Genomic DNA, 26,170 nt, shown 5'->3' with positions numbered 1-26,170 from the left:
CGCGACGGTGTCGGGCACGCCCGGCATCCTGCCGGACGCGCCCGACACCGCTTCACCGGTCGACCAGGGCCGGGACCGGTGCGGCCACCGGCTGCGGCCCGGTCGCGGCCCCCGGTGCCGGCGTGCCGGCGCCCTCCAGGTGCGGCAGCCGCTCCCAGGAGCGGGGCAGCCACCAGTTCCATCGCCCGAGCACGGCCATCGCCGACGGCAGCAGCACCGCTCGGACCAGCGTCGCGTCGATGAGCACCGCCGCCGCCAGCCCGACACCGAGCTGCTTGAAGTCGAGCAGCGACAGGGTGGCGAAGATGCCGAACACCGCCACCATCACCACCGCCGCGCTCGTGACGACACCCGCGGAACGGGTCACGCCCTCGGCCACGGCCGCCCGCGTCGGGAGCCCTCGCAGCGCCGCCTCGCGGATCCGCGAGACGACGAAGATGTGGTAGTCCATCGACAGCCCGAACAGCACGACGAACAGGAACAGCGGCAGCCACGAGATGACGGCGCCGTTGGAGTGGAACCCCAGCAGCCCCTCGGCCCAGGTGTGCTGGAACACCAGCACGAGCAGGCCGTAGGCAGCGCTGACCGACAGCAGGTTCAGCAGCACCGCCGTTCCCGCGACGACGACCGACCGGAACGCGAGCACCAGAACGAGGAACGTCAGCAGCAGGACGAAACCCATCACCAGCGGCAGGTGCCCGCGCAGCTGGGCCGAGAAGTCGGCGTCCCCGGCGATCTGGCCGGTGACGGCCACGTGCGTGCCCGGCAGGTCCCCGAACGCGGCGGGCAGCAGCGTCGAGCGCAGCTCGTGCAGGCCCTGGCGGGCCCGCGGGTCCGCCTGGTCGTAGGGGACGGCGACGTCGAACGTCGCCACCGTGCGGTCCGGCGAGAAGTCCGGCGTCGATGTCTCGGCCGAGAACAGGCGCGGCTGGGCGGCGGTGGAGCGCTCCAGCATCCGCACCGCCGAACCCACCGCGGCGCGGTCGAGCGGACGGTCGCTGGAGACGACCACCTGGTGCACGGTGCCCTCCTGCGGGAACGCGGCGACGATCCGGTCATACGTGGTGAGGCGCGGGATCGACCGGGGCAGGTCCTCCGGACCGCTGGTGCGCAGCTGCATGCCCAGGGCCGGTACGGCGAGAGCCAGCAGCACGGTGGCGCCGACGGCGAGGGAGGCCGACGGACGCGCCAGCACCACCCGCAGGACGGCCGGCCAGAACCGGCCGGACCCGTCGCGGCTGCGCAGCCGGTGCACGAGCGGCACCCGCGGCCGGTCGACGCGGTGGCCGAGCTTGGCGAGCAGGGCCGGCAGGACGGTCAGCGACCCCAGCACCGCGACAGCGGTCACGAGGATCATGCCGATGCCCATCGAGATGAACACCACATTGCCGGCGAGCAGCATGCCGCACATCGCGATGAGCACGGAGACACCGGACACCAGGATCGCCCGGCCCGAGGTCGCCGCGGCGATCTCGACCGCGTCGATGGACGACCGGCCGGCCGCGCGCTCCTCGCGCTCCCGGCGCAGGTAGAACAACGAGTAGTCCACGCCGACGGCCATGCCGATCAGCAGCACGACCGACGACAGGGCGTTCGCGTTGGGGACGACGTGGGAGGTGAACGCCGACAGGCCGAGCGCCGAGGCGACCGCTGACAGTGCGAGCAGCACCGGCACCCCCGCCGCGGCGAGCGCGCCGAAGGCGACGACCAGGATGAGGAGCGTCAGCGGGATGCTGAGGACCTCGGCGCGGTGGAAGTCCGTGCCGACCTGCTTGTCGACCGCGTCCTCGAGCGAGGCGTCCCCGGCCTGCTCGACGCGCAGCGTCGGGTGCTGCTTCGCGACGGCGCCGACCGCGGCCTCGACGGGTGCCAGGTGCGCGATGGCGTACGTCGTCGCCGCGTCCCCGGTCCGCCCGCCGGCCGACATCACCACCGGGAGCAGGGTCGTCCGTCCGTCGGCGGAGACCTGGGGCGCCTCGACCTCCTGCACGGCGGACAACGACCGCAGTGACGCGCGCAGCTCCCGCACGGCCACGGCGACCTGGGCGCCGTCGCGCCCCTGCCGCGGCTGCACGAGCACGTTCTCGGTGATGCGGCTGGGGTACCCGGCGGCGGCGACCACCTTGTCGGCGGTCCCCGACTGTCCGGACCCCGAGTCGGAGTCGGCGAGCGAGCGGGTCCCGATCGCCCCGCCTGCGACGAGGCAGAGGGCGATGAAGACGAGCCAGCCCGCGATGGCTCGCCAGGGGTGACGGGCGGACCAGCGGGCGATTCCGAGTGCAGCGCCGGCGCGTTGCATGACAGCCTCCAATGGCGGTTCCAGGTGAACGGCCACCAGGCTCTCGACCGACGGCCCGGGCGGTCAGCGGTGCGACCACCCGGATCCGTACGGGGGGGAACCCCACCGCGACACGGTGGCGGTCCGCATGGCCCGGGCCAGCGTCGCGTCCGTAGCGTGAAGCCCGCCGATCCGTACGCGACCGAGGAAGCGAGCCCCGATGCAGTCGATGCCGTGGTCACTGACCACGTGGCGAGCCACCGCGAACGCGGCGCTCGACCTGGTCGTCGGCGTGTTCGTCGGCACCGTGCTGGTCACCGGCATCGCGGTCAGCGTCGGCCTGTCGATCATCGGCGTCGGCTTCCTCGTCGCTCTGGGCACGCTCGCCGCGGGCCACCTCTTCGGCCGGATGAACCGGGCGCGGATCTTCGCCGTCCTCGACGTGGACATCCCGTCGCGGCCGTGGCCGCGCAGCGACCCCGGGACGCCGCGGTGGCGCCGGCTGATGCGGACCCTCGCGACCAGCGGCCCGTGGAAGGACCTCGCGCACGGGCTGATCGGCCTGGTCCTCGGGCCGCTCTGGTTCGCCGTGGTCATCTCGACCTGGTGCCTGGCGTTCGCCACCGTCACCTTCCCGATCTACGCGCACCGCATCCCGGACGGCCCGGCGATCCAGTGGGGCGACTTCGACCCGCGGGGGGTCGCCGGGTGCATCGCGGCCGGCGTCATCGGCGTCGGGCTGCTGTTCCTCGCCGGCGCCGTCGCGCGGGTCACGGCCGCGGCCGACGTGGGGCTGGCGCGGGCGCTGCTCGGCCCGTCCGAGTCGGACCTGCTGCGCGCCCAGGTCAGCACGCTCACGGAGACCCGGGCGGCCGTCGTCGGTGCCGCGGACGAGGAGCGCCGCCGGATCGAGCGGGACCTGCACGACGGTGTGCAGCCGCAGCTCGTCTCCCTCGCTATGAACATCGGCCTGGCCCGGCGCCGCCTCGACACCGACCCGGAGGGTGTGGCGGAGCTGCTCGACACCGCGCACGACGAGGCGAAGCGGGCGATCGTGGAGCTGCGCAACGTGATCCGCGGCGTGCACCCCGCCGTCCTGACCGACCGCGGCCTCGACCCCGCCCTGTCAGCGCTCGCGGCGCGCTCCCCCGTGCCCGTGGTCGTCGACGTCGACCCCGCGCTGTCCTCGGCCCGCGCCCCCGCGACGATCGAGGCGGTGGCGTACTTCGTGGTGGCCGAGGCCCTGACCAACGTCGCCCGGCATGCCCGCGCGACCCGCGCGACGGTCAGCGTGCGGCGGACGCCGACGCAGCTGCTGGTCTGGGTGTCGGACGACGGGCGCGGCGGTGCGGCCGCCGCTCCGGGCTCGGGGCTGGCCGGCCTCAGCGACCGAGTCGCCGCCGTCGACGGGCGTCTCGTCGTCACCAGCCCATCCGGTGGTGGGACGGTCGTCTTCGTGGAGCTGCCGTGCGTGTCGTGATCGCCGAGGACTTCGCCCTCCTGCGCGAGGGCCTCGCCCGACTGCTGTCCGAGGACGGCCACGAGGTGGTGGCTGCCGTCGCGGACTCGCAGGACCTGCTCTCCGCCGTCGAGGACCTCTCCCCCGACGTGGTCGTCACCGACGTACGGATGCCGCCGACACACACCGACGAAGGCCTGCGCGCGGCGCTGGTCATCCGGTCGTCGTGGCCGCACATTGCCGTCCTCGTCCTTTCGCAGTACGTGGAGGAGCGCTATGCCTCCGAGCTGCTGGCCGGGGACTCCAGCCGGGTCGGCTACTTGCTCAAGGACCGGGTGGCCGACGTGGGCGACTTCCTCGCCGACGTGCGCCGGGTCGCCGAGGGCGGCACGGCCCTCGACCCGGAGGTGGTCTCGCAGCTGCTGGCCCGCTCGCGTCGCCGCGACCCGCTGCAGACCCTGACCCGCCGCGAGCGCGAGGTGCTGCAGCTGATGGCCGAGGGCCGCTCGAACGCGGCCATCGCGGCCGCGCTGGTGGTCGGCGACGGCGCGGTCGAGAAGCACGTCAGCAGCATCTTCAGCAAGCTCGGACTGCTCCCGGCTGAGGACGACCACCGCCGCGTCCTCGCGGTGCTGCGCTACCTGGAGGGCGCGCCGTGACGGCCACCCTGACGCCGCCGGCCCCGGCGGGGCGGCCACCGCGCCAGCACGGCCCGGGAGCCCCGCTCGTCGTCCTGGCTGGGCTCCTGCTCGCCGTGCTCGCCATCGCATCCGGCTCGCTGACGCTGGCCAGCCTGCTTTGGCTGCGCTCGCAGACCACGCACGAGAGCCTCGCCGCGGCGGGCACCGTCGAGGTGCACCAGCCTTGCGGCGGCATCCGGGTCACCGAGGGGCCGCAGACCTCGATCAGCCTCACCACGAAGTCGTGGATGACCTTCGACCGGCCCACCGTGACCGCCGACCGCGTCGGCGGCCGGCTCGTGGTGCGCTCGCACTGCTCGGCCCTCACCCTCGGCGGCATCTCCGGCTCGACGTCGGTGGCCCTGGTCGTCCCCGCGGGCACCGCGCTCGACCTGTCGAGCAGCGGCGGCGGGATCGACCTGGTCGGCGTCAGTGGGACCGTCGTCGCGCACTCCTCCGCCGGCGGGGTCTTCGGCGACGGGCTGCGCGCGGCGAGCGTGACTGCCTCGTCGAGCGCCGGCAGCCTCGACCTCCGCTTCAGCGCCCCGCCGAGCACCGTCACCGCCACCAGCTCCGCGGGTTCGGTCACCGTGGCGGTCCCCGACGACGGGACGGCGTACGCGGTGGACGCGCACAGCTCCGCGGGCAGCGCCACCGTCGACATCGCGACCGACCCGAAGGCTGCGCGCTCGATCACCGCGCAGAGCTCGGCGGGCAGCGTCCACGTCGGGTGGACCTGATGCGCTAGCCGAGGTCGAGGATCTTCTCGCGGACGGCGTACATGACGGCCTCCATGCGGGAGTGCAGCTGGAGCTTCTCCAGGATGTTGCGCACGTGGTTCTTCACCGTGTTCTGACTGATGAACAGCCGCTTGGCGATCTCGCCGTTGTTCAGCCCCTCGGCGACCAGCCCCAGCACCTCGAGCTCGCGCTCGGTGAGCCTGGGCGCGGTCGACGCCCGCGGCGCGTCGGCGGTTCGGCGGGCGAGGGCGGCGAACTCGTCCATCAGCTTGCCGGCCAGGCGTGGGCTGACCAGCGACTGACCGCGGGAGACCGCGCGCACGCAGTCGACGACCTCCTCGACACCGACCTCCTTGAGCAGGTAGCCAGAGGCGCCCGCCCGGATGGCGGCGTACAGGTCCGCGTCGTCCTCGCTCACCGAGAGCATGACCACCCTGGTCGCCGGTCGCGCCTCCTTGATGCGCGCGCAGGCATCGATACCGTCCAGCCGGGGCATGCGGACATCGAGCATGACGACGTCGGGCGCTAGGGCCTCGACCTGCTCGACCGCCTCGACGCCGTCCGCGGCCTCACCGACCACGACGACGCCAGGCTCGGCCTCAAGCACGCTGCGAAGCCCGCGACGGAAGAGCGCGTGGTCGTCCACCACGAGCACCCGGACCGTCGGTCCGTCGTCGGCCGCGGAACCCTCGCCGGGTCCGGCGGACTCGTGGACGACCACCGGCCGACTGTCCTGGACCAGCGTGAGACCCGTGTCCACCCCGCCCCCTCCGACCCGGGCACCTGCGCCGGCGCCCAGGGACGCCGGCCTGCGTGTCCACCCCATGATGACAGGCGAGGACGGAACGGGCCAGGAGTGACCGGCCCGGACGGGCTAGGTGCCTCCCACCCGAGCGGGCCAGCCGTGGCCGCAGGCTCAGCCCGCGACGCGCAGCCGGATCACCCCGTAGTCGTACCCCCTGCTGCGCCGGTAGACGACGGAGGGGTCGTAGCTCTCGGCGTCGACGAACAGGTAGAAGTCGTGGCCCACCAGCTCCATGGCCTCCAATGCCTCGTCGAGGGTCATCGGCTTGGCCTCATGGACCTTCTCGCGCACCAGCGGGGGGAGGACGTCGGGGGCGGCCCAGGGGTCGGGCGCCTCGGACGCGGCGCCCTGGCCCTCGTCATGGCCCTCGTCATGGACGACCGCCGCGCTGGCGGCGTGCGACGTGCCGTGGTGGCTGCGGCGGCGGTCGGCCAGCCGGCGAAGGCGGGACTCGAGCTTCCCGCAGGCGACGTCGAGCGCGGAGTACTTGTCGTCCGACGCCGCTTCGGCGCGGACCACGGGGCCGCGGCTGCGGATGGTCAGCTCGACCCGGTACGCGCGGTCCGCCAGCCTCGGGTTGGCCTCCTTCGACACCTCCACGTCGACCAGCTGCACCTTGTGGTCCAGGCGCTCGACCTTGGCCAACTTCTCGCCCACGCGCTCCCGGAAGCGGTCCGAGACCTCGACGCCCCGGCCCCTCACCACGATGTCGACCAACGCGCGCCTCCTCGACTGCTTCGCCACCCTGGGACCACTCGCGACCTCTGGCCGATGGCGTGGTGAGGCTCGAGGTCGCGTGGGTCGACGCTAGTCGAGGGCGCGAGAGAGCGGCCAGGGCACAAGGGCCCGCGACTCAGCAAGGGGGCGACTCGACCGGGCCCCCTCAACCGGGCCGGCGCCGCTGGGTGGCGGCGACCACGGCGGCGGCATGGACGGGCACTCCCGCCGTCAGTAGCGCACGTGTCGCCTCGGTGAGGCTCGCGCCCGTCGTCACCACGTCGTCCACCAGGACCACGCAGTCGTGGTCGCCCGGCAGACGGACCCTCGGGCGGACGCGATGGGCGCCGCCGAGGTTCACCGTCCGAGCCCCGGCCGACAGCCCCGCCTGGTCGGCCAGCCGCCGTCGCGCGCGCAGGAGCGGGGACACGCGCGCATCGACTCCCTGCTCCCGCAGCCACGCGGCGGCCACCCGAGCCATCCGGAGGACGGGGTCGTGGCCTCGCTGCCGCGTGGCGGCCGCCCTCGAGGGGACGGGAACGAGCACGACCGGCCCCGGCGCGGAGTCCACAGCCCCGGCGACGGAGCGGGCCAGCGCCTCCCCGAGGGGACGCGCGAGCGCGAGCCGGCCGTGCTCCTTGTGGGCGAGGACGGCAGCCCGGACCGGGCCGTCGTAGGCGCTGACCGCCCAGGTCGGTGGGAAGCCGGCGGGGCACGGTCGGGGCTGGGTCGGCTCCGCCGCCCGCCGCAAGGGCGCGGCACACCTCGGGCACAGCAGGGGTCCCGCGAGCGAGCACCCCGCGCACGACCGCGGCAGCACGAGGTCCAGCAGCGCCTGCCCCGCCTCGACCGCGCTCCTCAGCACGCCGCCAGGTTGCCCGCCGCTGAGGCCGCGCCCCGATGCGCGCGATGGATCTGGGGACCTGGCCGGCCTGTGCAGATCCGAAGGTCAGCCCGGGTAGGACGGGTCGCGCCCGGTCCCCGGACGCACCCCGCGAAGGGCCAGCCAGGTGTCGGTGCTGTCCGTGGTGTAGATGCGCCCGTTGCTCGTCGAGGCCAGCACCGGCTGCTGGGGCGCCGCCGTCACGTTGGTGGCCCCGCGCAGCGGCGCCCCCGTCGGGACAACCACCCCGAACGGCTGGACGAGGTAGGGCTGCAGGGTGTCCGCCGACAGCGCGAGGATCGAGTCCGCACCCGCCCACGCCACGTCCGCCACGTCGAGCAGCGAGGACTCGATGCGATGCAGTCCGTCGAGGCGTACATCGGTGCCCGTCCGCACGATCCGGCCGAGGTAGAGCGCCCCGCGCCCACCGTGTTCGAGGACGACTGCCACCCGTACGCCGTCCCGCGCGATCCGCAGCGCCCGGACCTGGCGCCGGCCCAGACCAGGCGTCTCGACCTGGCGGACGGTGTCCCCCGACACCACCCAGACCACCGGGCCGGCCGGGGTCGTGCCGGCGGTCCACACCTCACCCGACGGGTCGAACGAGGGTGCCGTCAGCGACTGCCCGCTGATGGCGACTCGCATGGGCGAGCCCGCCCGTGCGTCGGCGACGAACAGGCGCGTGGCGGCGGGGTTCAGCGCGGCGACCCGGCTCCCGTCCAGGGACACCGCGGGGTCCACGAGCGGCGTCGAGGGGTCGCCCATCGCGCCGGGGACCGGCACCGGGCTCTTGCCCAGGGTCGTCACCCGCCCCGACACGACCGCCACCGCCGGGCCGATCGTGCCGCCGGCCGGGTCGAGGGAGGAGTAGGCCCCCCGGTCGACCTGTCCCTCCAGCTCGGGCAGGGGTACCCCGCCCACGCTCACGCGGACGCCCTTGACCCCGTCGAGCTGACCGAGGGTCCAGGCCAGCTGGGCACCCAGCAGCCGGCGGTCGGCCGGCGAGGCGAGCAGCACCTGGGTGGTGAGGTCGACCTGGACGACGCCGAGGCGGACCGGCGCGGACGGGAGGGCCAGGCGGGTGCCGGGCGGGAACGCGGTGCGCACCGCCGGTGACAGCCACGCGGACGGGCCGTCGAGGAGGGCCTCGACCAGGCTCGTGCTGGCCGTGGCGCTCACCGGGATGTAGACCGGGTTCGGGACCAGCCGCTGCGAGGCAGGGTCGATGAAATAGGTGTCGTAGACGGCGTAGTTGCGCGCGAAGTCGTCGGGGCTGAGGTACAGCCCGTCGGGGGCCTCCGAGATCCGCCACTCGGAGCCCACGCGACGCACCGTCACGCTGCCCTGGGCCTGGGCCCGTGGGGTGGCCGTGTAGTCGCCCTGCCCGGAGATCACCCCCGCCTGAGGTGCGCTGAACCGGTACTCCCCGCCGCCGGCCGCGGCGACGCGTGGCGGGTTGTCGTTGCCCAGGACGACCACGCGGGCGTCGGGGTTCCACCGCGACGCCTCCTCGTCGGTGAGGTAGCTCAGCGCCGCCGTGTGGTCGGGGTCGACCTGGGCGAGCAGGAAGCCCTGGACGACCTGCGCCGCCGTCAGCCCCGGCCGGGCCAGGGGCGCGAAGGCGTGGATGTAGCCCTGCGGGTGCTGCGCGTGGGCCTCGGCCGTACGCGTCGTCACGGACCCCGAGTCGGGGATCGAGACGCAACCGGTGACGAGCAGGGCGAGGCAGGCGAGCCCGAGCACCGGCCCGAGACGCTCACGCATCGCCGCTCCACGGCATGCGCGCCGCCGCGACGAGCGGGACCACCCGGCCTTGGCGGGCGTCGGAAGGCTGCAGCGGGAGGGGCGAGTCGTCGATCTCCGCGCGCGCCTTGCGGGGCAGGGTCAGGCGGAAGTTGCACCCGTCCCCCGGCTCGCCCCAGGCCTGCAGCCAGCCGCCGTGCAGGTGCGCGTCCTCGAGGGCGATCGCGAGCCCGAGCCCGGTGCCTCCCGTGGTACGTGCTCGCGCCGGGTCCGCCCGCCAGAACCGGTTGAACACCAGGCCGCTCTCCCCCGGGCGCAGCCCCACCCCGTGGTCGCGCACAGCCACTGCCACCGCCCGGTCGTCCCCGGCGACGGTGACCGCGACCGGGCGGCCCTCGCCGTGCTCGATCGCGTTGACGACCAGGTTGCGGAGCACCCGCGCGACCCGCCGGCCGTCGATCTCGGCGACCACAGCCGCCTTCGGCGCGTTGAGCAGCAGAGCGGAGCCCTTCGCGGCGGCGAGCGGCTCCGCGCCGTCGAGCACCCGGCGCGCCAGCTGCACGAGGTCGGTCGGCTCCGCGTCGAGCACGGCGGCGCCGGCATCGAAGCGGCTGATCTCCAGCAGGTCGGTCAGCAGCTCCTCGAAGCGGTCCAGCTGCGCCTGGAGCAGCTCGGCGGAGCGGGCGGTGGCCTGGTCGAACTCGGCGCGCGCCTCGTGGAGCACGTCCGCGGCCATGCGGACCGTGGTGAGCGGGGTACGCAGCTCGTGGGAGACGTCGGAGACGAACCGGCGCTGGATCCGGGACAGGTCCTCGAGCTGGCTGATCTGGCGCTGCAGCGAGCTCGCCATCTGGTTGAACGATCCCGCCAGCTTGGCCAGGTCGTCCTCCCCCCGCACGGCCATGCGTTCCTCGAGACGTCCGGCGGAGAAGCGTTCGGCCGTGCGAGCCGCCATGCGGACGGGTGTCACCACCTGGCGGGTGACGATCCACGCGATCCCACCGACGAGCAGCAGCAGGGCGATGCCCGCCGCCGCCATCGTGCGCTCGACGATGGCGAGGGTGTCCTGCTCCTGGTTCAGCGGGAACAGGTAGTAGAGCTCGTAGTCGCCGTCGACGCCAGGGCTGGACAGCGGCAGCCCCACGACGAACGCCGGCACCGAGCGCTGCCCGTTGTCGTACTGCATCCGGGTGTAGGTCGAGGACTCGAGGCCGGTTCGCTCGACGGTCGCGCGCAGGCGGGTCGGGATGCTGACCTGGTCGACCGCGTTGGTGACGAAGTCGAGGGAGTCCGACGCCCCGCTGCCTGAGTTCACCAGCGCCAGCTCGTAGATCGGCGGGCTGCCGGCGCGGCTGGCGAGCAGGCTGGCCACGCCGTAGAGCAGCTCCTTGCTGCCCACCGGGTCCGTTGCCTTCTGGGCCGAGGCGATGTAGTCCTCGGCGTCGGTCTGGCCCGAATGAGCCTCGTCGAGGGCCGATCGCTGCTTGGCGTCGAGCAGGCCCTCGGTGACCCGCGAGAGGAGGAACTGGGCGATGACGAGCAGGACCACGACGCACAGCGCGACGGTGGTCGATACGACCCGGACATGAAGCGAGCGGCGCCAGAGCCGCAGCAGACCGGCGAAGGGTGCGGTGAGGACGCGCAGGACCGAGCGAGCCGCGGACCGGGCCCGGTCGGCCGCGGCCACGGCGCCAGGAGTCAGTCCGGCGCTGCTCACGACGCGGTCGGGACCCCCGCCTTGTATCCGACGCCGCGAACGGTCACGACGATCTCGGGCTTGTCGGGGTCACGCTCGATCTTGGACCGCAGACGCTGCACGTGGACGTTGACCAGGCGCGTGTCGGCCGCGTGCCGGTAGCCCCACACCTGCTCGAGGAGCACCTCGCGGGTGAACACCTGCCACGGCTTGCGCGCGAGCGCCACGAGCAGGTCGAACTCCAGCGGCGTCAGGTTGATCACCTGGTCGCCACGACGCACGACGTGCCCGGCGACGTCGATGACGAGGTCGCCGATGGCGAGCGACTCGGGGGCCTCGGCCTGGTCGCGCCGCAGCCGGGCACGTACCCGCGCGACCAGCTCCTTGGGCTTGAACGGCTTGAGGACGTAGTCGTCGGCACCCGACTCGAGGCCGTGCACCACGTCGAGGGTGTCGGTCTTGGCGGTGAGCATGACGATGGGGACACCGGACTCCGAGCGGATCTGCCGGCAAACCGAGATGCCGTCGCGGCCGGGGAGCATGAGGTCGAGCAGGACCAGGTCCGGCCGGGTGTCCCGGAAGACGTTCATCGCCCGCGAGCCGTCACCGCAGAAGACCGGGTCGAAACCCTCCCCGCGCAGCACGATCCCGAGCATCTCGGCGAGCGCCGTGTCGTCGTCGACGACCAGCACGCGACCCCTCATGGTGTTCATCGTCGCACCAACGTGCCGCCGGGTGTCGCAGTTCCCGTCCCGCCTCACCCCTGCGGCGGTCGGGTCGTGGGAGCATGGCCCGCATCCGCCGCAGCCGACCACGACCCCGGGGGGAGCAGTGACCGACCAGGCGGGCGCCGAGGAGCCCGACGCCGAGCCCTCGCCGCCGCCTCCGCCGAGCTGGTCACCGGAGCAGCCGCCGGCCGGGGGAGGGTCCTACGCCGTCCCGCCGGGTGGGAGCGCGACCCCACCACCTCCCCGGCCAGCCGAGGACGCGACCCCCCAGTACGCGACGCCGCCCCCGCCGCCGGGCGCGGTCCCACCTCCCAGCCCGGGCCAGTACCCGGGCTATGTCGCCCCGTACCCGCCGTCCCCGTACGGCTACGCGGCGCCGAAGCCGGGCATCATCCCGCTGCGCCCCTTGGTCTTCTCGGAGATCCTCGACGGGGCCGTGCAGGCGATCCGGAGCAATCCCCGCATGCTGCTGTGGGCGAGCGTCGGCGTCGTGGCGATCCTCGTCGGGACCGGGGTCATCTTCGGTGCCGGGTTCGCCCTGTCCTCCAGGTCGTCAGGCCCCGTGGCGCAGAACACGCTCCTGCTGGCCGGCAACCTCGTGAGCAGTCTGGGCCAGCTCGTCCTCGATCTGGTCACGGTCTGCGCGCAGACCCTGCTCGGCGGCCTGGTCGTCGTCAGCGTGAGCGAGTCCGTGCTGGGTCGCCAGGCGACCTTCGCGCAGACCTGGTCACGCGTGCGGCCACGGTTCTGGCGCCTGCTCGGCTACACCTTGCTGTCCAGCCTGGGCATCGCCCTCGGCATCCTCTGCTGCGTCCTGCCAGGCCTGGCGCTCCAGGCGCTCTGGGCGCTCGGAGCGCCCGCGCTCGTCCTCGAGGGCATCGGGATCCGCAAGGCCTTCGGCCGGTCGACGTCGCTCGTCTCGGGCAGCTTCTGGCGTGTCGTGGGCATCCTCATCGTGACGAGCCTGCTGACCGCCCTCGTCACCTTCGTCGTCGCCATCGTCTTCGCCGCCGCCGGCGGCCTCCTCGGCGCCGTCTTCGGCGGGACCGCCGCGCTCGTCGGAGCCCTGGTCGTCGGAGGCATCGGGCTGGTGGCGGCGATGGTCGTGACGGCGACGTTCTCGGCGTCGGTGACGGCGCTGCTCTACATCGACCTGCGGATGCGTCGCGAGGGCCTCGACATCGCGCTGGCACGCGCGGTCGGCGCCACCCCGCGGATGTGAGCCCCCTGCTCGCCGCACTCCCTACAGACGTCCCGGTGCACGTCGGCCGGGACGAGGCGCGCGCGGCGGCGGTGCGCGAGCTGCTGGCGCCGATCTACCACCGAGACGAGCCCACCATCTACGACCGGGCCCGCACCTGGCTGGGCAAGGAGCTGGCCCGGCTCATCCAGTTCGCCGTCGCGGTCACGCCCGGCGGCCCTTGGGGCATCCTCGTCCTGGTCGTGGTGGTCGGCTCCATCGTGGCGCTCGTGCTGTGGCGGCGCGGGGCTCCCGCGCGAAGCCACGCTCGACGGCCGTTCGCGCTACGCGGCGCGGATCTTCGCTCGGCCGAGGAGATGCGCGCCGCCGCGGAGCGGGCGGCGGCGGCCGGTGACTGGACGCTGGCCGTCCAGGAGCGCTTCCGAGCTGTGGTGCGCGGGCTCGAGCAGCGCACCGTCATCGAGCGCCGGCCGGGCTGGACCGCGGACGAAGCGGCGCGCGCGTCGGGCGCGGCGCTCCCCGGCCTCGCCGCTGCCCTCATGGGGTGCGCACGAACCTTCGACGAGGTGACCTACGGCGGGCACGCCGCCGACGCCTCGGCGTACGCCACCGTGGCCGACCTGGACGAGCAGGCCCGCCATGCCAGGGCGGAGCCGCCGCAACCGCCGGTCGCGGTGCCTCGATGACGCTCGTGCAGGAGCCGACCGACGCCACGCAGACCGCGGGCCAGTGGTGGCGACGCTGGCGGACGGTGATCGCCGCGGGTGCCCTCGTGGCCATCGCCGGGACCACGCTCGCGCTGATCGGGTCGAGCCTGTCGAGCGGCACCCTGGACCCCGACTCGCCCTCGCAGGGCGGCAGCCGGGCCCTCGCCCACCTCCTGCACGACCAGGGCGTCACCGTCCGCCGCACCCAGGGGGTGGCCCAGACGGCAGCCTTGGCGCGTCCGGGAACGACTGTCCTCGTCGTCCAGCCCGACCTGCTCAGCTCACAGCAGGCCGACCGGCTGCGCTCCACGGGCGCCGACCTGGTCCTGCTCGCGACCAGCGTCCCGACCGTCCTCGACGCCTTCCTGCCCGGCGCGAGCCTGGGGAACCAGATCGCGGTGCGCACGCGAGACCCCGCGTGCGGGCTCGACGCGGCGCAGGCGGCCGGATCGGCGAGCGCTGGCGGCGTCACGTACGCGGCCCCCGGCGCCACCTCCTGCTATGACGCCAGCCTGGTCACGGTCCAGGAGCCGGGTGGCCGCACGGTGAGCCTCCTCGGTTCGCCACAGGCCCTGCGCAACGACCACCTGGCCGAGCACGGCAACGCCGCGCTGAGCATGAACCTGCTCGGAGTCCGTCGGGTCCTGCTGTGGGAGATGCCCTCCCTCGAGGACTCGGCGAGCACCCCGCACCGGACGTTGACCGACCTGCTTCCGCACTGGGTGGCACCGACGCTGGTCCAGCTCGTGATCGCGGTCGTCCTGCTGGCCCTCTGGCGCGCCCGTCGGCTGGGCCCCGTGGTCGAGGAGCCGCTGCCCGTCGTCGTCCGCTCGGCGGAGGTGACCGAGGGGCGGGCGCGGCTCTACCGCCGGGCCCGCGCCCGCGGGCGCGCGGCGAGCGAGCTGCGCCGCGCCTGTGCCGGGCGCATCGCGCCACTCGTCGGCATCGGACCGGGGGCCGACCCCGCCGAGCTGGTCGCTGCCGTCGCCGAACGCACCGGGCGGGACCCGCGGGCGGTGGGGGCCCTCCTCTACGGTGGGGTGCCCGCGGACGACCCGACGCTGGTCGCGCTCGCCGACGAGCTGGACCGCATCGAGGAGGAGGTACGGCGCTCGTGACCGATGCGCACCCGGATCCGCGACTAGCCCTTCAGGCTCTGCGAACGGAGGTCGCCAAGGCCGTCGTGGGGCAAGACGGTGTGGTCAGCGGACTGGTGGTGGCCCTGCTCGTCAGGGGGCACGTGCTGCTGGAGGGCGTACCCGGCGTCGCGAAGACGCTGCTCGTGCGCGCCCTGGCCGCAGCCCTGGACCTGCAGGCCCGACGTATCCAGTTCACCCCTGACCTGATGCCAGGAGACGTCACCGGGTCGCTCGTCTACGACGCGCGGACCGCGGAGTTCTCCTTCCGCGAGGGCCCGGTGTTCACCAACCTGCTGCTCGCCGACGAGATCAACCGGACGCCGCCGAAGACCCAGGCGTCGCTGCTGGAGGCCATGGAGGAGCGGCAGGTCTCGGTCGACGGCCGGCCGCGGCCGCTGCCCGACCCGTTCGTCGTCGCGGCGACCCAGAACCCGGTGGAGTACGAGGGCACCTACCCACTTCCGGAGGCCCAGCTCGACCGGTTCCTGCTCAAGCTGACCGTCCCGCTGCCCACCCGCGAGGAGGAGGTCGGTGTGGTGTCGCGCCATGCGGCGGGGTTCGACCCCCGCGACCTCGCCGCGGCCGGCATCCGCGCGGTCGCGGGAGCCGCAGACCTGCACGCCGCCCGGGCCGCGGTGTTCGGCGTGCGGGTCGACCCGCAGGTCGTCGGGTACGTCGTCGACGTCTGCCGCGCCACCCGCAGCTCGCCCTCGCTGTCCCTCGGCGTGTCGCCCCGAGGCGCGACGGCGCTGCTGGCGTCGGCGCGTGCCTGGGCCTGGCTGTCGGGCCGGGACTTCGTGACGCCCGACGACGTCAAGGCGCTCGCCCACCCGGCCCTGCGCCATCGGCTGCGGCTGCGGGCCGAGGCCGAGATGGAGGGCGTCAGCGCCGACGGCGTGGTCGACTCCGTGCTCGCTACGGTGCCCGTACCGCGATGAGCGGGACCCGGCCGGACGGCTCGTCGGGCCGGTCCGCGTGGCGCTGACCGGCCGCCTCGCCCTGGCCGCCGCGGCCGGGGCTGTGCTCGTCATGCTGCTGGTCGGCGCCCTGCACAGCCCTCCGGTCGGGACCGTGCTGGCGGTGAACGCGCTGCTCGCCGTCGGGGTGCTCATCGACCTGGCGCTCGCGGGACCCGTACGTCCGCTGCGCGTGAGCCGACGCGGGGACGACGCGGTCCGCCTCGGCGAGACCGCCGAGGTCGAGCTGCTGCTCGCCAACCCCTCGCGGCGCCCGGTCCGGGCACGGGTACGAGACGCCTGGCCGCCCTCGGCCGGCGCGCTGACCCAACGCCACCGGATGACGCTGCCCCCGGGCGAGCGGCGTGGGGCGGTCACGGTGCTGACCCCGACGCGACGGGGCGACCGCCTGGCCGACCGGGTGACCGTGCGATCCACGGGTCCCCTCGGGCTGGCCGCCCGCCAGGGCTCGCACCGCGTCCCGTGGCGGTTGCGCGTCCTCCCGCCGTTCTCCTCGCGCAAGCACCTGCCGTCGAAGCTGGCGCGGCTGCGCGAGCTCGACGGGCGCACCCTCGTGCTGCAGCGGGGCCAGGGCAGCGAGTTCGACTCGCTGCGCGAGTACGTCGTCGGCGACGACGTACGCTCCATCGACTGGCGGGCGACCGCCCGAGCGGCCGACGTCATGGTCCGCACCTGGCGCCCGGAACGCGACCGGCACGTCCTGCTGGTCCTCGACACCGGCCGGACCTCGGCCGGACGGGTCGGGGACGCGCCCCGGCTGGACGCCGCTCTCGACGCCGCGCTGCTGCTCGCGGCCCTCGCCTCGCGCGCCGGGGATCGGGTGGACCTGCTGGCGCACGACCGCGCGCGGCGCGCCCGCGTCGCCGGGGCCGCCAGCACCGAGCTGCTCGCCCGACTCGTCACGGCCATGGCGGGTCTCGAGCCCAGCCTGGTGGAGACGAACTGGTCCGGTGCGGTCGTCGACGTCCTGCACCAGGTTCCGCGCCGGGCCCTCGTCGTGCTGCTGACCCCGCTCGAGCCCGCGCCGCTGCGCGAGGGCCTGCTGCCGGTCCTGCCCTTGCTCACCAGCCGCCACCGGGTCCTGCTCGCGTCCGTGGCCGACCCGCGGGTCGGGGAGATGGCGGCCGAGCGTGGTGACGTGGGCGCCGTCTACGACGCAGCCGCAGCCGCTCGCCTGCGCGCGGAGCGCGCGCGGGTGCGGGCCGAGCTCGCCCGCCTGGGCGTGGCCGTGGTCGACGCCGAGCCGGACGCCCTGCCACCCGCCCTCTGCGACACCTATCTCGCGCTGAAGGCGGCCGGGCGGTTGTGAGCCCGGCTCAGCCGGCCACCGGGGCGACGTCCTCGCGGTACTCCGCCGCGAGATCCCCGCTCGCCCCCAGGGATCGAGCCCGGCGGCCGTACCCGACGATCCAGGCGAGGAAGAGCACCCAGACCGCGACACCGATCCCCACCCGCGCCGCGGTGGGCAGCGGGCTGGGTGTGACGAAGGCCTCGAGCAGCCCGGACACGAGCAGCACAGCCACCAGCCCGAGCGCCACCACACCGGCGGCGCGACCCTCCTCGGCGAAGGCCCGGGAGCGCGTGCGCGGCCCCGGGTCGATGAGCGTCCAGCCGAGCCGCAGGCCGACCCCGCCGGCGACCCAGACGGCGGTGAGCTCCAGCAGCCCGTGCGGCAGGACCAGCCCGAGGAAGATGTCGAGCTTGCCGTGCGCCGCCATCAGGCCCGCGTCGACGGCGAGGTTCAGCGCGTTCTGCAGTTGCAGCCAGACCACGGGGATCCCCAGGAAGGCGCCGAAGACGATGCACTGCGCGGCCACCCAGGCGTTGTTCGTCCAGACCTGGAACGCGAAGTCGCCCGCCGGGTGCGAGGAGTAGTAGTCGCGGAACTCGTGGTCGACGAGCTGCCGGATCTGCTCGGGGCTGGCGATGCTCGCCTGGACCTGCGGATGGGCGGCGATCCACCAGGCGAGCACGACGGACACGCCGAGGAACGACAGCGCCACGCCGACGACCCACCACCGAGCGCGCCAGACCGCCGCCGGGAAGGTCTCCCCGAAGAAGGTGCTCACCATCCGCCACGACGGCGCGGACGCCCCGGTCACCCGGGCCCGCGCGCGGGCCACCAGCGAGGACAGCTCGGAGACGAGGGCCGGGTCGGGCGCCTGGGAGCGGATCACGGACAGGTGGGTGGCAACCCGCTGGTAGAGCTCGACGAGCTCGTCGGCCTCCTCGCCGGAGAGGCGGCCGCCCCCGCTCAGCTGACGCAGCCGCGCCCATTCCCCCCGGTGCGCGGCCACGTAGGCGTCGAGGTCCACGCCAGCAGGCTAACGACCTCCCCTCACATACCCGGGCAGGATGGAGCCGTGAGCGCAGCGCAGACCTGGGGCACGCCGATGGTCACCGGCGAGGCGGTGCCGCTGGACGTCCGGCTCGCCCAGCTGCCGAGCCGGGCCATGGCGATCACCGTCGACATCGCGGTCCAGCTCATGCTCATCGCCGCCGCCGGCTGGCTGCTGGGGCTCCTCGCCTCGCACGGCAGCGACTCGGCCACGGTCGAGGGGCTGGGGGTGGCCCTGCTCGTCCTGATCCTCGTCGGGTACCCGCTGGTGTGGGAGACCCTGACCGGCGGCCGCAGTCTCGGCAAGCTCGCGGTGGGGCTTCGCGTCGTCCGCGACGACGGCGGGGCCTGCCATGTCCGCCAGTCCTTGGTCCGTGCCCTGTTCGCGGTGGTCGAGATCTGGATGCTGGCCGGCATCCCCGCGATCACCTCCAGCATGCTGAGCTCCCGGGGCAAGCGCCTGGGCGACCTCGCGGCGGGCACGGTCGTGGTCCGGGAGCGGATGCCGCGCAGCCGCGCAGCCGCCCGGCCCCAACTCGGTGCCGCCCTCGAGGACTGGGCTCGTACCGCTGACCTGTCCGCGGTGGGCGACGACCTCGCGCTGTCGATCCGAGCGTTCCTGGCGAGGGCGGGCGACCTTCGACCGGACGCGCGGGCGCACCTCTCGCACCAGCTCACCAGCGAGGTGCTCGCACGAGTGGCCCCGCCGCCGCCGTGGGGCACCCCGCAGGAGGCGATCCTGTCGGCGGTGCTCACCGAGCGGCGGCGCCGGGCCGAGCTGCGGCTGCCAGCGCCCCCGACGGCCGGCCCCGGCCCGAGGGCGACCTCCCCGCAGGGCTTCGGCCCTCCGGCGTAGGGCTCAGCGCACCGCTGAGATCGCCATCCCGATGGCCGCTGGGACGTTGTTCGTCATGTGCGCGACGATGCTGGCACCGGTCGAGCCGGTCCAGGCCCGCACGACACCGAGCGCGACGGCGATGGGCAGCAGGACCAGGATGCGCGTCGCCTCGGCGTGAAAGAGCGTGAACGCCACGGCGGTGACCAGCACGCACCACACCGGGCGCATGCCGCGCTTCTCCAGGGCCCCGAAGAACAGTCCCCGGAACCCGATCTCCTCCACGATCGGCGCGCCGACGCCGGCGAGGAGGGCGAAGACGAGCAGCGGCAGCGGGTTGGCGCCCTTCAGCGAGTCGAACGCGTTGCCCGCCGAGGACGAGATGCCGTGGCCGGTCAGGTTCTCCTGCACGGCGGCGACCGCCGAGGCGACGAGGAGCCCGGCGACCCCGCCCAGCACACCGAAACCGGCATCGCGCCAGGTGAGTCGCAGTCGCAGGTCCTCGACCGGGCCGCGCCCCTTCAGCCGGGTGGCGAGCAGCGGCCAGCCGGCGAGGCCAAGCCACGGCAGCGCGATCAGCCCGACGGCGCTCCAGGCACGGACGTTCACCGGCTCGGTGCCGTCGACCGGCGGCAGGATCTCCAGGGCCACCGCGATGAAGAAGAACCAGAGCCCGACCGTGATCAGGCAGTCGCCCAGCCCCCACCGGCGCGGGTCCTGCGCCGGGGGGTCCGGTGCCTCCAGGGCGGGCTGCTCCCGGAAATCGGCCACGCGAGGATCAGTAGCGGTAGTGATCGGACTTGTACGGCCCCTCGACCGGAACGCCGAGGTAGTCGGCCTGCGCCTTGGTCAGCTCGGTGAGGTGGACACCGAGGGCGTCCAGGTGCAGCCGGGCGACCTTCTCGTCCAGGTGCTTGGGCAGCGTGTAGACGCCCACCGGGTAGTCCTCGGTCCTCGTGAAGAGCTCGATCTGGGCGAGCACCTGGTTGGTGAAGGAGTTGGACATGACGAAGCTCGGGTGGCCCGTCGCGTTCCCGAGGTTGAGCAGCCTGCCCTCTGACAAGACGATGATCGAGTGGCCGTCGGCGAAGCGCCACTCGTCCACCTGCGGCTTGATCTGCACGCGCTCGACACCCGGGTAGCGGGCGAGACCGGCCATGTCGATCTCGTTGTCGAAGTGCCCGATGTTCCCGACGATCGCCTGGTGCTTCATGCGGGCCATCTGCTCCGCCGTGATGACATCCACGCAGCCGGTCGCGGTGATGAAGATGTCCGCGGAGTCGATGACGTCCTCGACGGTGGCGACCTGGAAGCCGTCCATGGCCGCCTGCAGCGCGCAGATGGGGTCGACCTCGGCCACGACGACCCGCGCGCCCTGTCCCCGCAGCGAGTCGGCGCAGCCCTTGCCGACGTCGCCGTAACCGGCGACCAGGGCGACCTTGCCGCCGATGAGCACGTCGGTGGCCCGGTTGATCCCGTCGACGAGGGAGTGCCGGCAGCCGTACTTGTTGTCGAACTTGCTCTTGGTGACCGAGTCGTTGACGTTGATGGCCGGGAAGCGAAGCGTCCCGGCGCGGGCCATCTCGTAGAGGCGGTGGACCCCCGTGGTGGTCTCCTCGGTGACGCCCTTGATGCCCTCCGACACACCGGTCCAGCGGCTCACGTCCTCGGCGAGGGAGCGCTGGAGCAGCCGCAGGACGACGGAGAACTCCTCGGTGTCGGCGCTCTCGGGGTCGGGGACGGCCCCGGCGATCTCGTACTCCCGGCCCTTGTGCACCAGCAGGGTCGCGTCGCCGCCGTCGTCGAGCAGCATGTTGGGGCCGCCGCCGCCGGGCCAGCGCAACGCCTGCTCGGTGCACCACCAGTACTGCTCCAGGGTCTCCCCCTTCCAGGCGAAGACCGGGACGCCCGCGGGGGCGTCCGGGGTACCGGTCGGCCCTACGACGACCGCGGCGGCGGCGTGGTCCTGGGTCGAGAAGATGTTGCACGAGGCCCAGCGCACCTCGGCGCCGAGGGCGACGAGGGTCTCGATGAGCACGGCCGTCTGGACCGTCATGTGCAGCGAGCCGGTGATGCGCGCGCCGGCCAGCGGCTTGGACTCGCCGAACTCGGCTCGCATCGCCATCAGGCCGGGCATCTCGTGCTCGGCGAGGCGGATCTCGTTTCGCCCGAACTCGGCGAGGGAAAGGTCGGCGACCTTGAAGTCTGGGGTGCTCATGCGGCGTGGGACTCCTGACCGGGATGCGTGGACCCCTCAGTGTCGCATCCGGGCGGTCGCCCCCGCACATCACGGCGCCGCGGGTCCTCCGTTCGGGGGCCCCCTGTTGCCCGGCGTGACGGCCCGACACCGCCAGGCCCGAGCGGCGCCGGGCGTCTACCCCGGGCCGGGACGGCCCGGCGCCGCCACGAACGCGGTTCCCTCTCCGCCGATGACCAGCTGGTCGCTGCTCGGGGAGACGTAGGCCGCGCGCCCTGGGGACAGCGACACGCTGCCGGCCGCGTCCCACACCTCGACCACGCCGGCCACGCAGAGCACCAGACGCGGTCCGCCCAGCGCGAGGGTCACCGGAGCGCCGAGGGCATGCACCCGGTGCAGCGAGAACTGCGACACGGGTACGTCGTAGACGTCCACCCCGTCCGCGACCCGCCGCGGCCGGATGACCGGGACCGGCTGAGGGTCGAAGCGCACGATCTGCAGCAGCCGAGGCACGTCGACGTGCTTGGGGGTCAGACCACCGCGAACCACGTTGTCGGAGTTGCCCATGATCTCCACGCCGGCGCCCGCGAGATAGGCGTGCAGGTGCCCCGCCGGCAAGAAGACGCCGCTGCCGGGCTCCAGATGGACCACGTTGAGCAGGAGGGGAGCGAGCGCGCTCGCGTCGCCGCGGTGGGTCACTGCAAGACGGGCCAGCCAGCCATAGACCACCGAGTCGTCCGGGTCGGTGTCGGGGTCGGCGGCCAGCCGTGCCGCGGCCCCGGCCACCGAGGCGAGGACGCGCCCGGTCCGGTCCGCCCCGCTCAGACCGAGCATCTCGAGGGTGAACGCCGTCGTCAGCGCGGCGCGGGAGTCCTCCTGGTCGAGCGCTTCGAGCATGGCCCGCAGCTCGGGGCAGCTCAGCCCGGCCACCAGCCGCCGGGCCTCGGCGGGGTCCCGGAAGCCGCACATCGCGTCGAAGGGGGTCAGTGCCACGATGAGCTCGGGCTTGGCGTTGGGGTCCTTGAACACCCGCTGCGGCGCCTCGAACGCGATCCCCGCCGCCTCCTCCTCGGCGAAGCCGGCCCGTGCCTGCTCGGCGTCCGGGTGGGCCTGCAAGGACAGCGGCTCGACCGCGCTGAGCAGCTTGAGCAGGTAGGGCAGCTCGGGCTCGACCTCGGCGAGGCTGCGACCGTCGGGCAGCGTGGAGGGGCCGCCGGGATGCGCACCGACCCACAGCTCCGCCCAGGGCTCCGCGGCCGGCGCTGGGAGCCCCAGCAGGGCGGGGATCAGTGTCCGCGATCCCCAGGCGTAGTGCTGGACGACAGTGTCCAGCAGCTGCGGCGTCTCGGGGCGCGCCGGCCTGCCGGTCACGGGGTGACCCCGCGGTCGAGGTCGGGTTCGAGGTAGATCAGCGTGGCGATCGGGGCGACCGCGCGAACCCGCCGCTCCGCCGCGTCGATGGCGTGGGCGATGCCGGCCCCGGTGTCGTCGTGGCGGACCGCGATCTTGGCAGCCACCAGCAGCTCGTCGGGCGCCAGGTGCAGGGTGCGCAGGTGGATCACCCGGGCGACCGACGGCTCGGCCTCGAGCGCGCCGCGGATGGCGGCCACCACGTCGGGGCGGGCTCCCTCGCCGACGAGCATCGACTGCGTCTCGACGCCGAGGACGACCGCCACCGCGATCAGCAGCAGGCCCACCGCGATCGACCCGAGGCCGTCCCAGCGCCCGTCGCCGCTGAGCACCGCCAGGCTCACCCCCACCAGGGCGAGCAGCAGGCCGATCAGCGCCGCGCTGTCCTCCATGAGGACGACCGGCAGCTCGGGGCTCTTGGCCCGCCGGATGAACTGCCACCACGTGTCCCGGCCGCGCGCCGGCCGTGCCTCGGACATCGCGGTCCGCAGGGAGAAGGACTCCAGCGCGATCGCGACGAACAGCACCACGAAGGGCACGATGGGGTGGTCCAGCGGCTCCGGGTGGAGCACCTTGTGGACGCCCTCGTACACCGAGAACAGGCCACCGACGACGAAGAGCACGACGGCGACGAGGAAGCCGTACAGGTAGCGCAGTCGCCCGTACCCGAACGGATGCTCCTCGCTGGCCTCTTGACGGGCGCGGTGCCGCCCCACGAGCAGCAGCACCTGGTTGCCCGAGTCCGCCACCGAGTGGATGCCCTCCGCCAGCATCGACGTCGAGCCGCTCACCGCGTAGGCGCCGAACTTGGTGACGGCGATGCCGAGGTTCGCCCCGAGCGCGGCGATGATCGCCCGCTTGCCGGACTCGGCGCTCATCGGCCGGGGCCGCCACGCAGCGCGTCGCGCAGGTCGGTCACGTGCGGCGAGGTGAGCGGGTCGAGCCCCGCCCCGAGGGCGAGATAGACGGCCGCGAAGTCGGTGAGCGCCAGCAGGCCGGCGACGCGGGCCAGGTCGTGCGAGCCCTCGGCCTCGACCTCGTTCACCCGCACCCCCCCGGCGACCGCGGTGTCACGCACCACGTCACTGACCTGGCGGGTCTCGTCGTCGGCGGTGTCGTCGCGCAGGAGCAGCAGTCGCAGCGAGGTGGCCCCGCCCTCGAACGGGTCGGCGAAGATGTCGTCGGCCTGGCGGACGAACGGGCCGTCGAAGCTCGCGACGATCTCCGCAGCCGCGTCGGGCAGCACCCCGGAGACGGCCGGGTGGCGGGCGTAGCGGGCCAGCTGGTACGCCGCGCGCGACGCGGCCACCCCCGCGAGGTCGCCCTCCCCGAGCACGAGCGGGATGGTGCCGGCCAGGTCCAGGGCGAGGCTCTTCGCCGGGTTCACGAACGCCTCCGACGAGGGGCGGGCGCGCTCCGCGACGTCATCGAGGACTCCCGCCGCCTCCTCAAACGCCGCGGACGGCACGTCGAGGAGTCCGAGCGCCGCTGCCCCGGCCAGCACCGGGACCGCCAACGACCACAACGAGGAGCGCGAGGACCGCAGGCCGCGGGCGACCGGCACGTGGATGCCGTGGGCGCGAGCGCTCACATCGGCGAGGGGGGACTCGGGCGCGCCGACGGTGAGCAGCCGACTGCCCCGGCGGGCGGCCTCCGCCGCCACCGCGAGCGGCCCCTCGGCGGCCCCGGACAAGGACACCGCCACGACGAGGTCGACCGGCCCCACCCAGCCGGGGAGGGTGCGGGCGTGGACGGCCTGCACCGGGACCGGGGACCCCGGACCGGCGAAGGCGCTGAGCAGGTCCCCGACGAGCGCGGTCGACCCGAGGGCGGCCACGACGACCGATCGGGGCCGCCCGTCCTCGGCGATGCGCTCCACCCCCGCCTCCTGGGCCGCGGTGAGCGCCAGGCGCAGCTGGGCACCCGCACCGGCCAGCGCCACGAGGGTCCCGCCCCGGTCGGCGGCGGCGAGGGCGTCCGGGTCGTCGAGCAGCGCCTCGTCGAGCAGCAGGGTCATCCAGGTCTCACCGGGTTGCCGACCCCCGACGGGCCAGGGGTCGCCTCGTCGATCAGCATGATCGGGATGCCGTCCCGCACGGGGTAGGTGGTCTCGCAGAACGTGCACCGCAGCACGCCGGCTGCCTCATCCGCCGCCACCGGATGGTGGTCGGCGGGGCAGACCAGGATCTCCAGCAGGAACGGCGCCAGCCCGAACGGTGTGTCGCTCACGAACCCTCCCGGACCACGGCGAGGACCTCGTCGCGGATGCGTTCCATCGTGGCGCGGTCGCGCGCCTCGGCGTTGAGCCGCAGCAGCGGCTCGGTGTTCGACGGTCGCAGGTTGAACCACCACTCCGGCGTGGACACGGTCAGCCCGTCGAGGTGGTCGGTCTCGACCCCGGGCGCGGCGTACGCCGCCTCGACCCGGGCCGTCACCGCCGCCGGGTCGGCCACGGAGGAGTTGATCTCGCCCGAGGCGACGTAGCGGTCGTAAGGCTCGAGCAGGTCCGAGAGCACGGTCCCCGGAGGGGTCCGTCCCAGCGCCGCGAGGGTGTGCAGGGCGGCGAGCATGCCCGAGTCGGCACGCCAGAAGTCGCGGAAGTAGAAGTGCCCCGAGTGCTCGCCCCCGAACACCGCCCCGGTCTCGGCCATGACCGCCTTGATGAAGGAGTGGCCGACGCGCGTACGGATCGGTGTCCCGCCGTGCTCGCGCACCACCTCCGGGACCGAGCGGCTCGTGATGAGGTTGTGGATGATCACCGAGCCCGGGGCCTTCTCGAGCTCGCGGACGGCGATCAGCGCGGTCAGGGTCGAGGGGTTCACGACCAGTCCACGCTCGTCGACGACGAAGCAGCGGTCGGCGTCGCCGTCGAAGGCCAGGCCGAGGTCGGCACCGTGGTCGAGCACCGCCTTCTGCAGGTCGCGCAGGTTCTCGGGCTCGATCGGGTTGGCCTCGTGGTGGGGGAAGGTCCCGTCCAGCTCGAAGTACAGCGGCACCACGCGGACCGGCAGGTCGGCGAGGACGAGGGGCACGGTGAGCCCGCCCATGCCGTTGCCGGCGTCGACGACGACGGTCAAGGGGCGGATGTCGGCCAGCGGGACCAGCCCGTGCAGGTAGTCGGCATAGCCGGGCAGCACATCGGTGTCGGACACCCTCCCCGGCCGGGCGCTCGGCGCCGGCACCGCGTCGGCCTCGATGAGGCGGCGGATGTCGGCGAGCCCGCTGTCCTGGCCCACGGGCGCGGCACCGGCGCGGCAGAGCTTGATGCCGTTGTAGCGAGCCGGGTTGTGGCTCGCCGTGAACATCGCTCCCGGCGCATCGAGGTGGCCGCTGGCGAAGTAGAGGGCGTCGGTGCTCACCAGCCCGATCCGGATCACGTCAGCGCCGGCGGCGCTCGCCCCCTGCGCGAACGCGTCGACCAGGGCGGGTGAGGACGGGCGCATGTCGTGCCCGACCACGACCCGTTCGGCAGCCACGACGTGCACGAACGCCCCCCCGACCGCCCGCGCGAGGTCCTCGTCGAGCTCGTCCGGCACGACCCCGCGGACGTCGTATGCCTTCACGATCCGGCTCAGGTCACGCACGGCGGGGAGCCTAGCGGGAGCGTGATCCCGGCCGCCGGGCAGCGGCGGGCCGC

The 26,170-nt window shown here is 74.0% G+C and carries 24 protein-coding genes; 9 read left to right on the top strand and 15 right to left on the bottom strand.

The annotated features are described in order from the left end of the window. Nucleotides 1-52: 52 nt before the first annotated feature. Complete coding sequence (locus VMI11_06280; protein HTY72018.1) at nucleotides 53-2,299, bottom strand: MMPL family transporter; 2,247 nt, start codon at nucleotides 2,297-2,299, stop codon at nucleotides 53-55. 199 nt (nucleotides 2,300-2,498) lie between these two features. On the opposite strand from VMI11_06280, the gene VMI11_06275 reads away from it, so the two are divergent. From VMI11_06275 to VMI11_06265, 3 genes are read left to right on the top strand one after another with little or no spacing between them, the layout of a single operon-like run. Next, the gene (locus VMI11_06275) at nucleotides 2,499-3,758 is read left to right on the top strand and encodes a sensor domain-containing protein (protein ID HTY72017.1); all 1,260 of its coding nucleotides are present in this window, start codon (nucleotides 2,499-2,501) and stop codon (nucleotides 3,756-3,758) included. Next, nucleotides 3,746-4,396, top strand: a complete 651-nt coding sequence (locus tag VMI11_06270; GenBank protein HTY72016.1) for a response regulator transcription factor — start codon at nucleotides 3,746-3,748, stop codon at nucleotides 4,394-4,396. The genes VMI11_06275 and VMI11_06270 overlap by 13 nt, the downstream gene beginning before the upstream one ends. After that, entirely contained in the window at nucleotides 4,393-5,157 is a 765-nt protein-coding gene (locus tag VMI11_06265; GenBank protein ID HTY72015.1) for a DUF4097 family beta strand repeat-containing protein, read from the top strand. Before VMI11_06270 ends, VMI11_06265 begins: the two co-directional genes overlap by 4 nt. A gap of 4 nt (nucleotides 5,158-5,161) precedes the next feature. Here VMI11_06265 and VMI11_06260 read toward each other — a convergent pair whose 3' ends face one another. From VMI11_06260 to mtrA, 6 genes are all read right to left on the bottom strand, one after another. Next, nucleotides 5,162-5,917, bottom strand: coding sequence for a response regulator transcription factor (locus tag VMI11_06260; GenBank protein ID HTY72014.1), 756 nt, complete (start codon nucleotides 5,915-5,917; stop codon nucleotides 5,162-5,164). Nucleotides 5,918-6,073: 156 nt separating this feature from the next. After that, nucleotides 6,074-6,679, bottom strand: coding sequence for a ribosome-associated translation inhibitor RaiA (gene raiA / locus VMI11_06255; GenBank protein ID HTY72013.1), 606 nt, complete (start codon nucleotides 6,677-6,679; stop codon nucleotides 6,074-6,076). Between the two features lie 166 nt (nucleotides 6,680-6,845). Then, nucleotides 6,846-7,544 carry a phosphoribosyltransferase family protein gene (locus VMI11_06250; GenBank protein ID HTY72012.1) on the bottom strand — a complete coding sequence of 233 codons (699 nt, stop codon included), beginning with the start codon at nucleotides 7,542-7,544 and terminating at the stop codon, nucleotides 6,846-6,848. Nucleotides 7,545-7,628: 84 nt separating this feature from the next. Next, nucleotides 7,629-9,326 carry an LpqB family beta-propeller domain-containing protein gene (locus tag VMI11_06245; GenBank protein ID HTY72011.1) on the bottom strand — a complete coding sequence of 566 codons (1,698 nt, stop codon included), beginning with the start codon at nucleotides 9,324-9,326 and terminating at the stop codon, nucleotides 7,629-7,631. After that, nucleotides 9,319-11,022, bottom strand: coding sequence for an MtrAB system histidine kinase MtrB (mtrB, locus tag VMI11_06240; protein HTY72010.1), 1,704 nt, complete (start codon nucleotides 11,020-11,022; stop codon nucleotides 9,319-9,321). The genes VMI11_06245 and mtrB overlap by 8 nt, the downstream gene beginning before the upstream one ends. Further along, complete coding sequence (mtrA, locus tag VMI11_06235) at nucleotides 11,019-11,705, bottom strand: MtrAB system response regulator MtrA (GenBank protein ID HTY72009.1); 687 nt, start codon at nucleotides 11,703-11,705, stop codon at nucleotides 11,019-11,021. Before mtrA ends, mtrB begins: the two co-directional genes overlap by 4 nt. A gap of 127 nt (nucleotides 11,706-11,832) precedes the next feature. On the opposite strand from mtrA, the gene VMI11_06230 reads away from it, so the two are divergent. The 5 genes from VMI11_06230 to VMI11_06210 are packed head-to-tail and all read left to right on the top strand — an operon-like array spanning nucleotide 11,833 to nucleotide 17,062. Further along, nucleotides 11,833-12,951, top strand: coding sequence for a hypothetical protein (locus VMI11_06230; protein ID HTY72008.1), 1,119 nt, complete (start codon nucleotides 11,833-11,835; stop codon nucleotides 12,949-12,951). Between the two features lie 35 nt (nucleotides 12,952-12,986). After that, nucleotides 12,987-13,616 carry a DUF4129 domain-containing protein gene (locus tag VMI11_06225; protein HTY72007.1) on the top strand — a complete coding sequence of 210 codons (630 nt, stop codon included), beginning with the start codon at nucleotides 12,987-12,989 and terminating at the stop codon, nucleotides 13,614-13,616. Beyond that, nucleotides 13,613-14,755 carry a DUF4350 domain-containing protein gene (locus VMI11_06220; protein ID HTY72006.1) on the top strand — a complete coding sequence of 381 codons (1,143 nt, stop codon included), beginning with the start codon at nucleotides 13,613-13,615 and terminating at the stop codon, nucleotides 14,753-14,755. The genes VMI11_06225 and VMI11_06220 overlap by 4 nt, the downstream gene beginning before the upstream one ends. Then, entirely contained in the window at nucleotides 14,752-15,714 is a 963-nt protein-coding gene (locus VMI11_06215; protein HTY72005.1) for a MoxR family ATPase, read from the top strand. Before VMI11_06220 ends, VMI11_06215 begins: the two co-directional genes overlap by 4 nt. A 37-nt stretch (nucleotides 15,715-15,751) precedes the next feature. Beyond that, complete coding sequence (locus tag VMI11_06210) at nucleotides 15,752-17,062, top strand: DUF58 domain-containing protein (GenBank protein HTY72004.1); 1,311 nt, start codon at nucleotides 15,752-15,754, stop codon at nucleotides 17,060-17,062. Nucleotides 17,063-17,069: 7 nt separating this feature from the next. Here VMI11_06210 and VMI11_06205 read toward each other — a convergent pair whose 3' ends face one another. Further along, on the bottom strand, nucleotides 17,070-18,068 hold the full coding sequence (locus VMI11_06205; GenBank protein HTY72003.1) for a stage II sporulation protein M: 999 nt from the start codon (nucleotides 18,066-18,068) through the stop codon (nucleotides 17,070-17,072). A 48-nt stretch (nucleotides 18,069-18,116) separates the two neighbouring features. Between VMI11_06205 and VMI11_06200 the strand changes: the two genes are divergently transcribed. Then, nucleotides 18,117-18,947 (top strand): RDD family protein, encoded by an 831-nt coding sequence (locus VMI11_06200; GenBank protein ID HTY72002.1) that lies wholly within the window; start codon nucleotides 18,117-18,119, stop codon nucleotides 18,945-18,947. Nucleotides 18,948-18,950: 3 nt separating this feature from the next. On the opposite strand, the gene VMI11_06195 is transcribed toward VMI11_06200, so the two are convergent. The 7 genes from VMI11_06195 to VMI11_06165 all read right to left on the bottom strand — a co-directional run bounded on the left by VMI11_06195 (nucleotide 18,951) and on the right by VMI11_06165 (nucleotide 26,117). Beyond that, nucleotides 18,951-19,697, bottom strand: coding sequence for a type II CAAX endopeptidase family protein (locus tag VMI11_06195; GenBank protein HTY72001.1), 747 nt, complete (start codon nucleotides 19,695-19,697; stop codon nucleotides 18,951-18,953). A 7-nt stretch (nucleotides 19,698-19,704) separates the two neighbouring features. Next, nucleotides 19,705-21,144, bottom strand: a complete 1,440-nt coding sequence (ahcY, locus tag VMI11_06190; GenBank protein HTY72000.1) for an adenosylhomocysteinase — start codon at nucleotides 21,142-21,144, stop codon at nucleotides 19,705-19,707. A 156-nt stretch (nucleotides 21,145-21,300) separates the two neighbouring features. Beyond that, the gene (manA, locus tag VMI11_06185; protein HTY71999.1) at nucleotides 21,301-22,494 is read right to left on the bottom strand and encodes a mannose-6-phosphate isomerase, class I; all 1,194 of its coding nucleotides are present in this window, start codon (nucleotides 22,492-22,494) and stop codon (nucleotides 21,301-21,303) included. Further along, nucleotides 22,491-23,411, bottom strand: a complete 921-nt coding sequence (locus VMI11_06180) for a cation diffusion facilitator family transporter (protein HTY71998.1) — start codon at nucleotides 23,409-23,411, stop codon at nucleotides 22,491-22,493. The genes manA and VMI11_06180 overlap by 4 nt, the downstream gene beginning before the upstream one ends. Then, entirely contained in the window at nucleotides 23,408-24,550 is a 1,143-nt protein-coding gene (locus VMI11_06175) for an SIS domain-containing protein (protein ID HTY71997.1), read from the bottom strand. The genes VMI11_06180 and VMI11_06175 overlap by 4 nt, the downstream gene beginning before the upstream one ends. Then, the gene (locus VMI11_06170; protein HTY71996.1) at nucleotides 24,547-24,762 is read right to left on the bottom strand and encodes a Trm112 family protein; all 216 of its coding nucleotides are present in this window, start codon (nucleotides 24,760-24,762) and stop codon (nucleotides 24,547-24,549) included. The genes VMI11_06175 and VMI11_06170 overlap by 4 nt, the downstream gene beginning before the upstream one ends. Continuing rightward, nucleotides 24,759-26,117, bottom strand: a complete 1,359-nt coding sequence (locus VMI11_06165; GenBank protein HTY71995.1) for a phosphomannomutase/phosphoglucomutase — start codon at nucleotides 26,115-26,117, stop codon at nucleotides 24,759-24,761. Before VMI11_06165 ends, VMI11_06170 begins: the two co-directional genes overlap by 4 nt. Nucleotides 26,118-26,170 lie beyond the last annotated feature (53 nt).

The sequence above is a fragment of the Actinomycetes bacterium genome, from assembly GCA_035506535.1.
In the GTDB taxonomy this organism is placed as follows: Bacteria; Actinomycetota; Actinomycetes; order DATJPE01; family DATJPE01; genus DATJPE01.
Note: the sequence above shows the minus strand (reverse complement) of the source record. Positions and strands in the feature narration are given on the sequence as shown.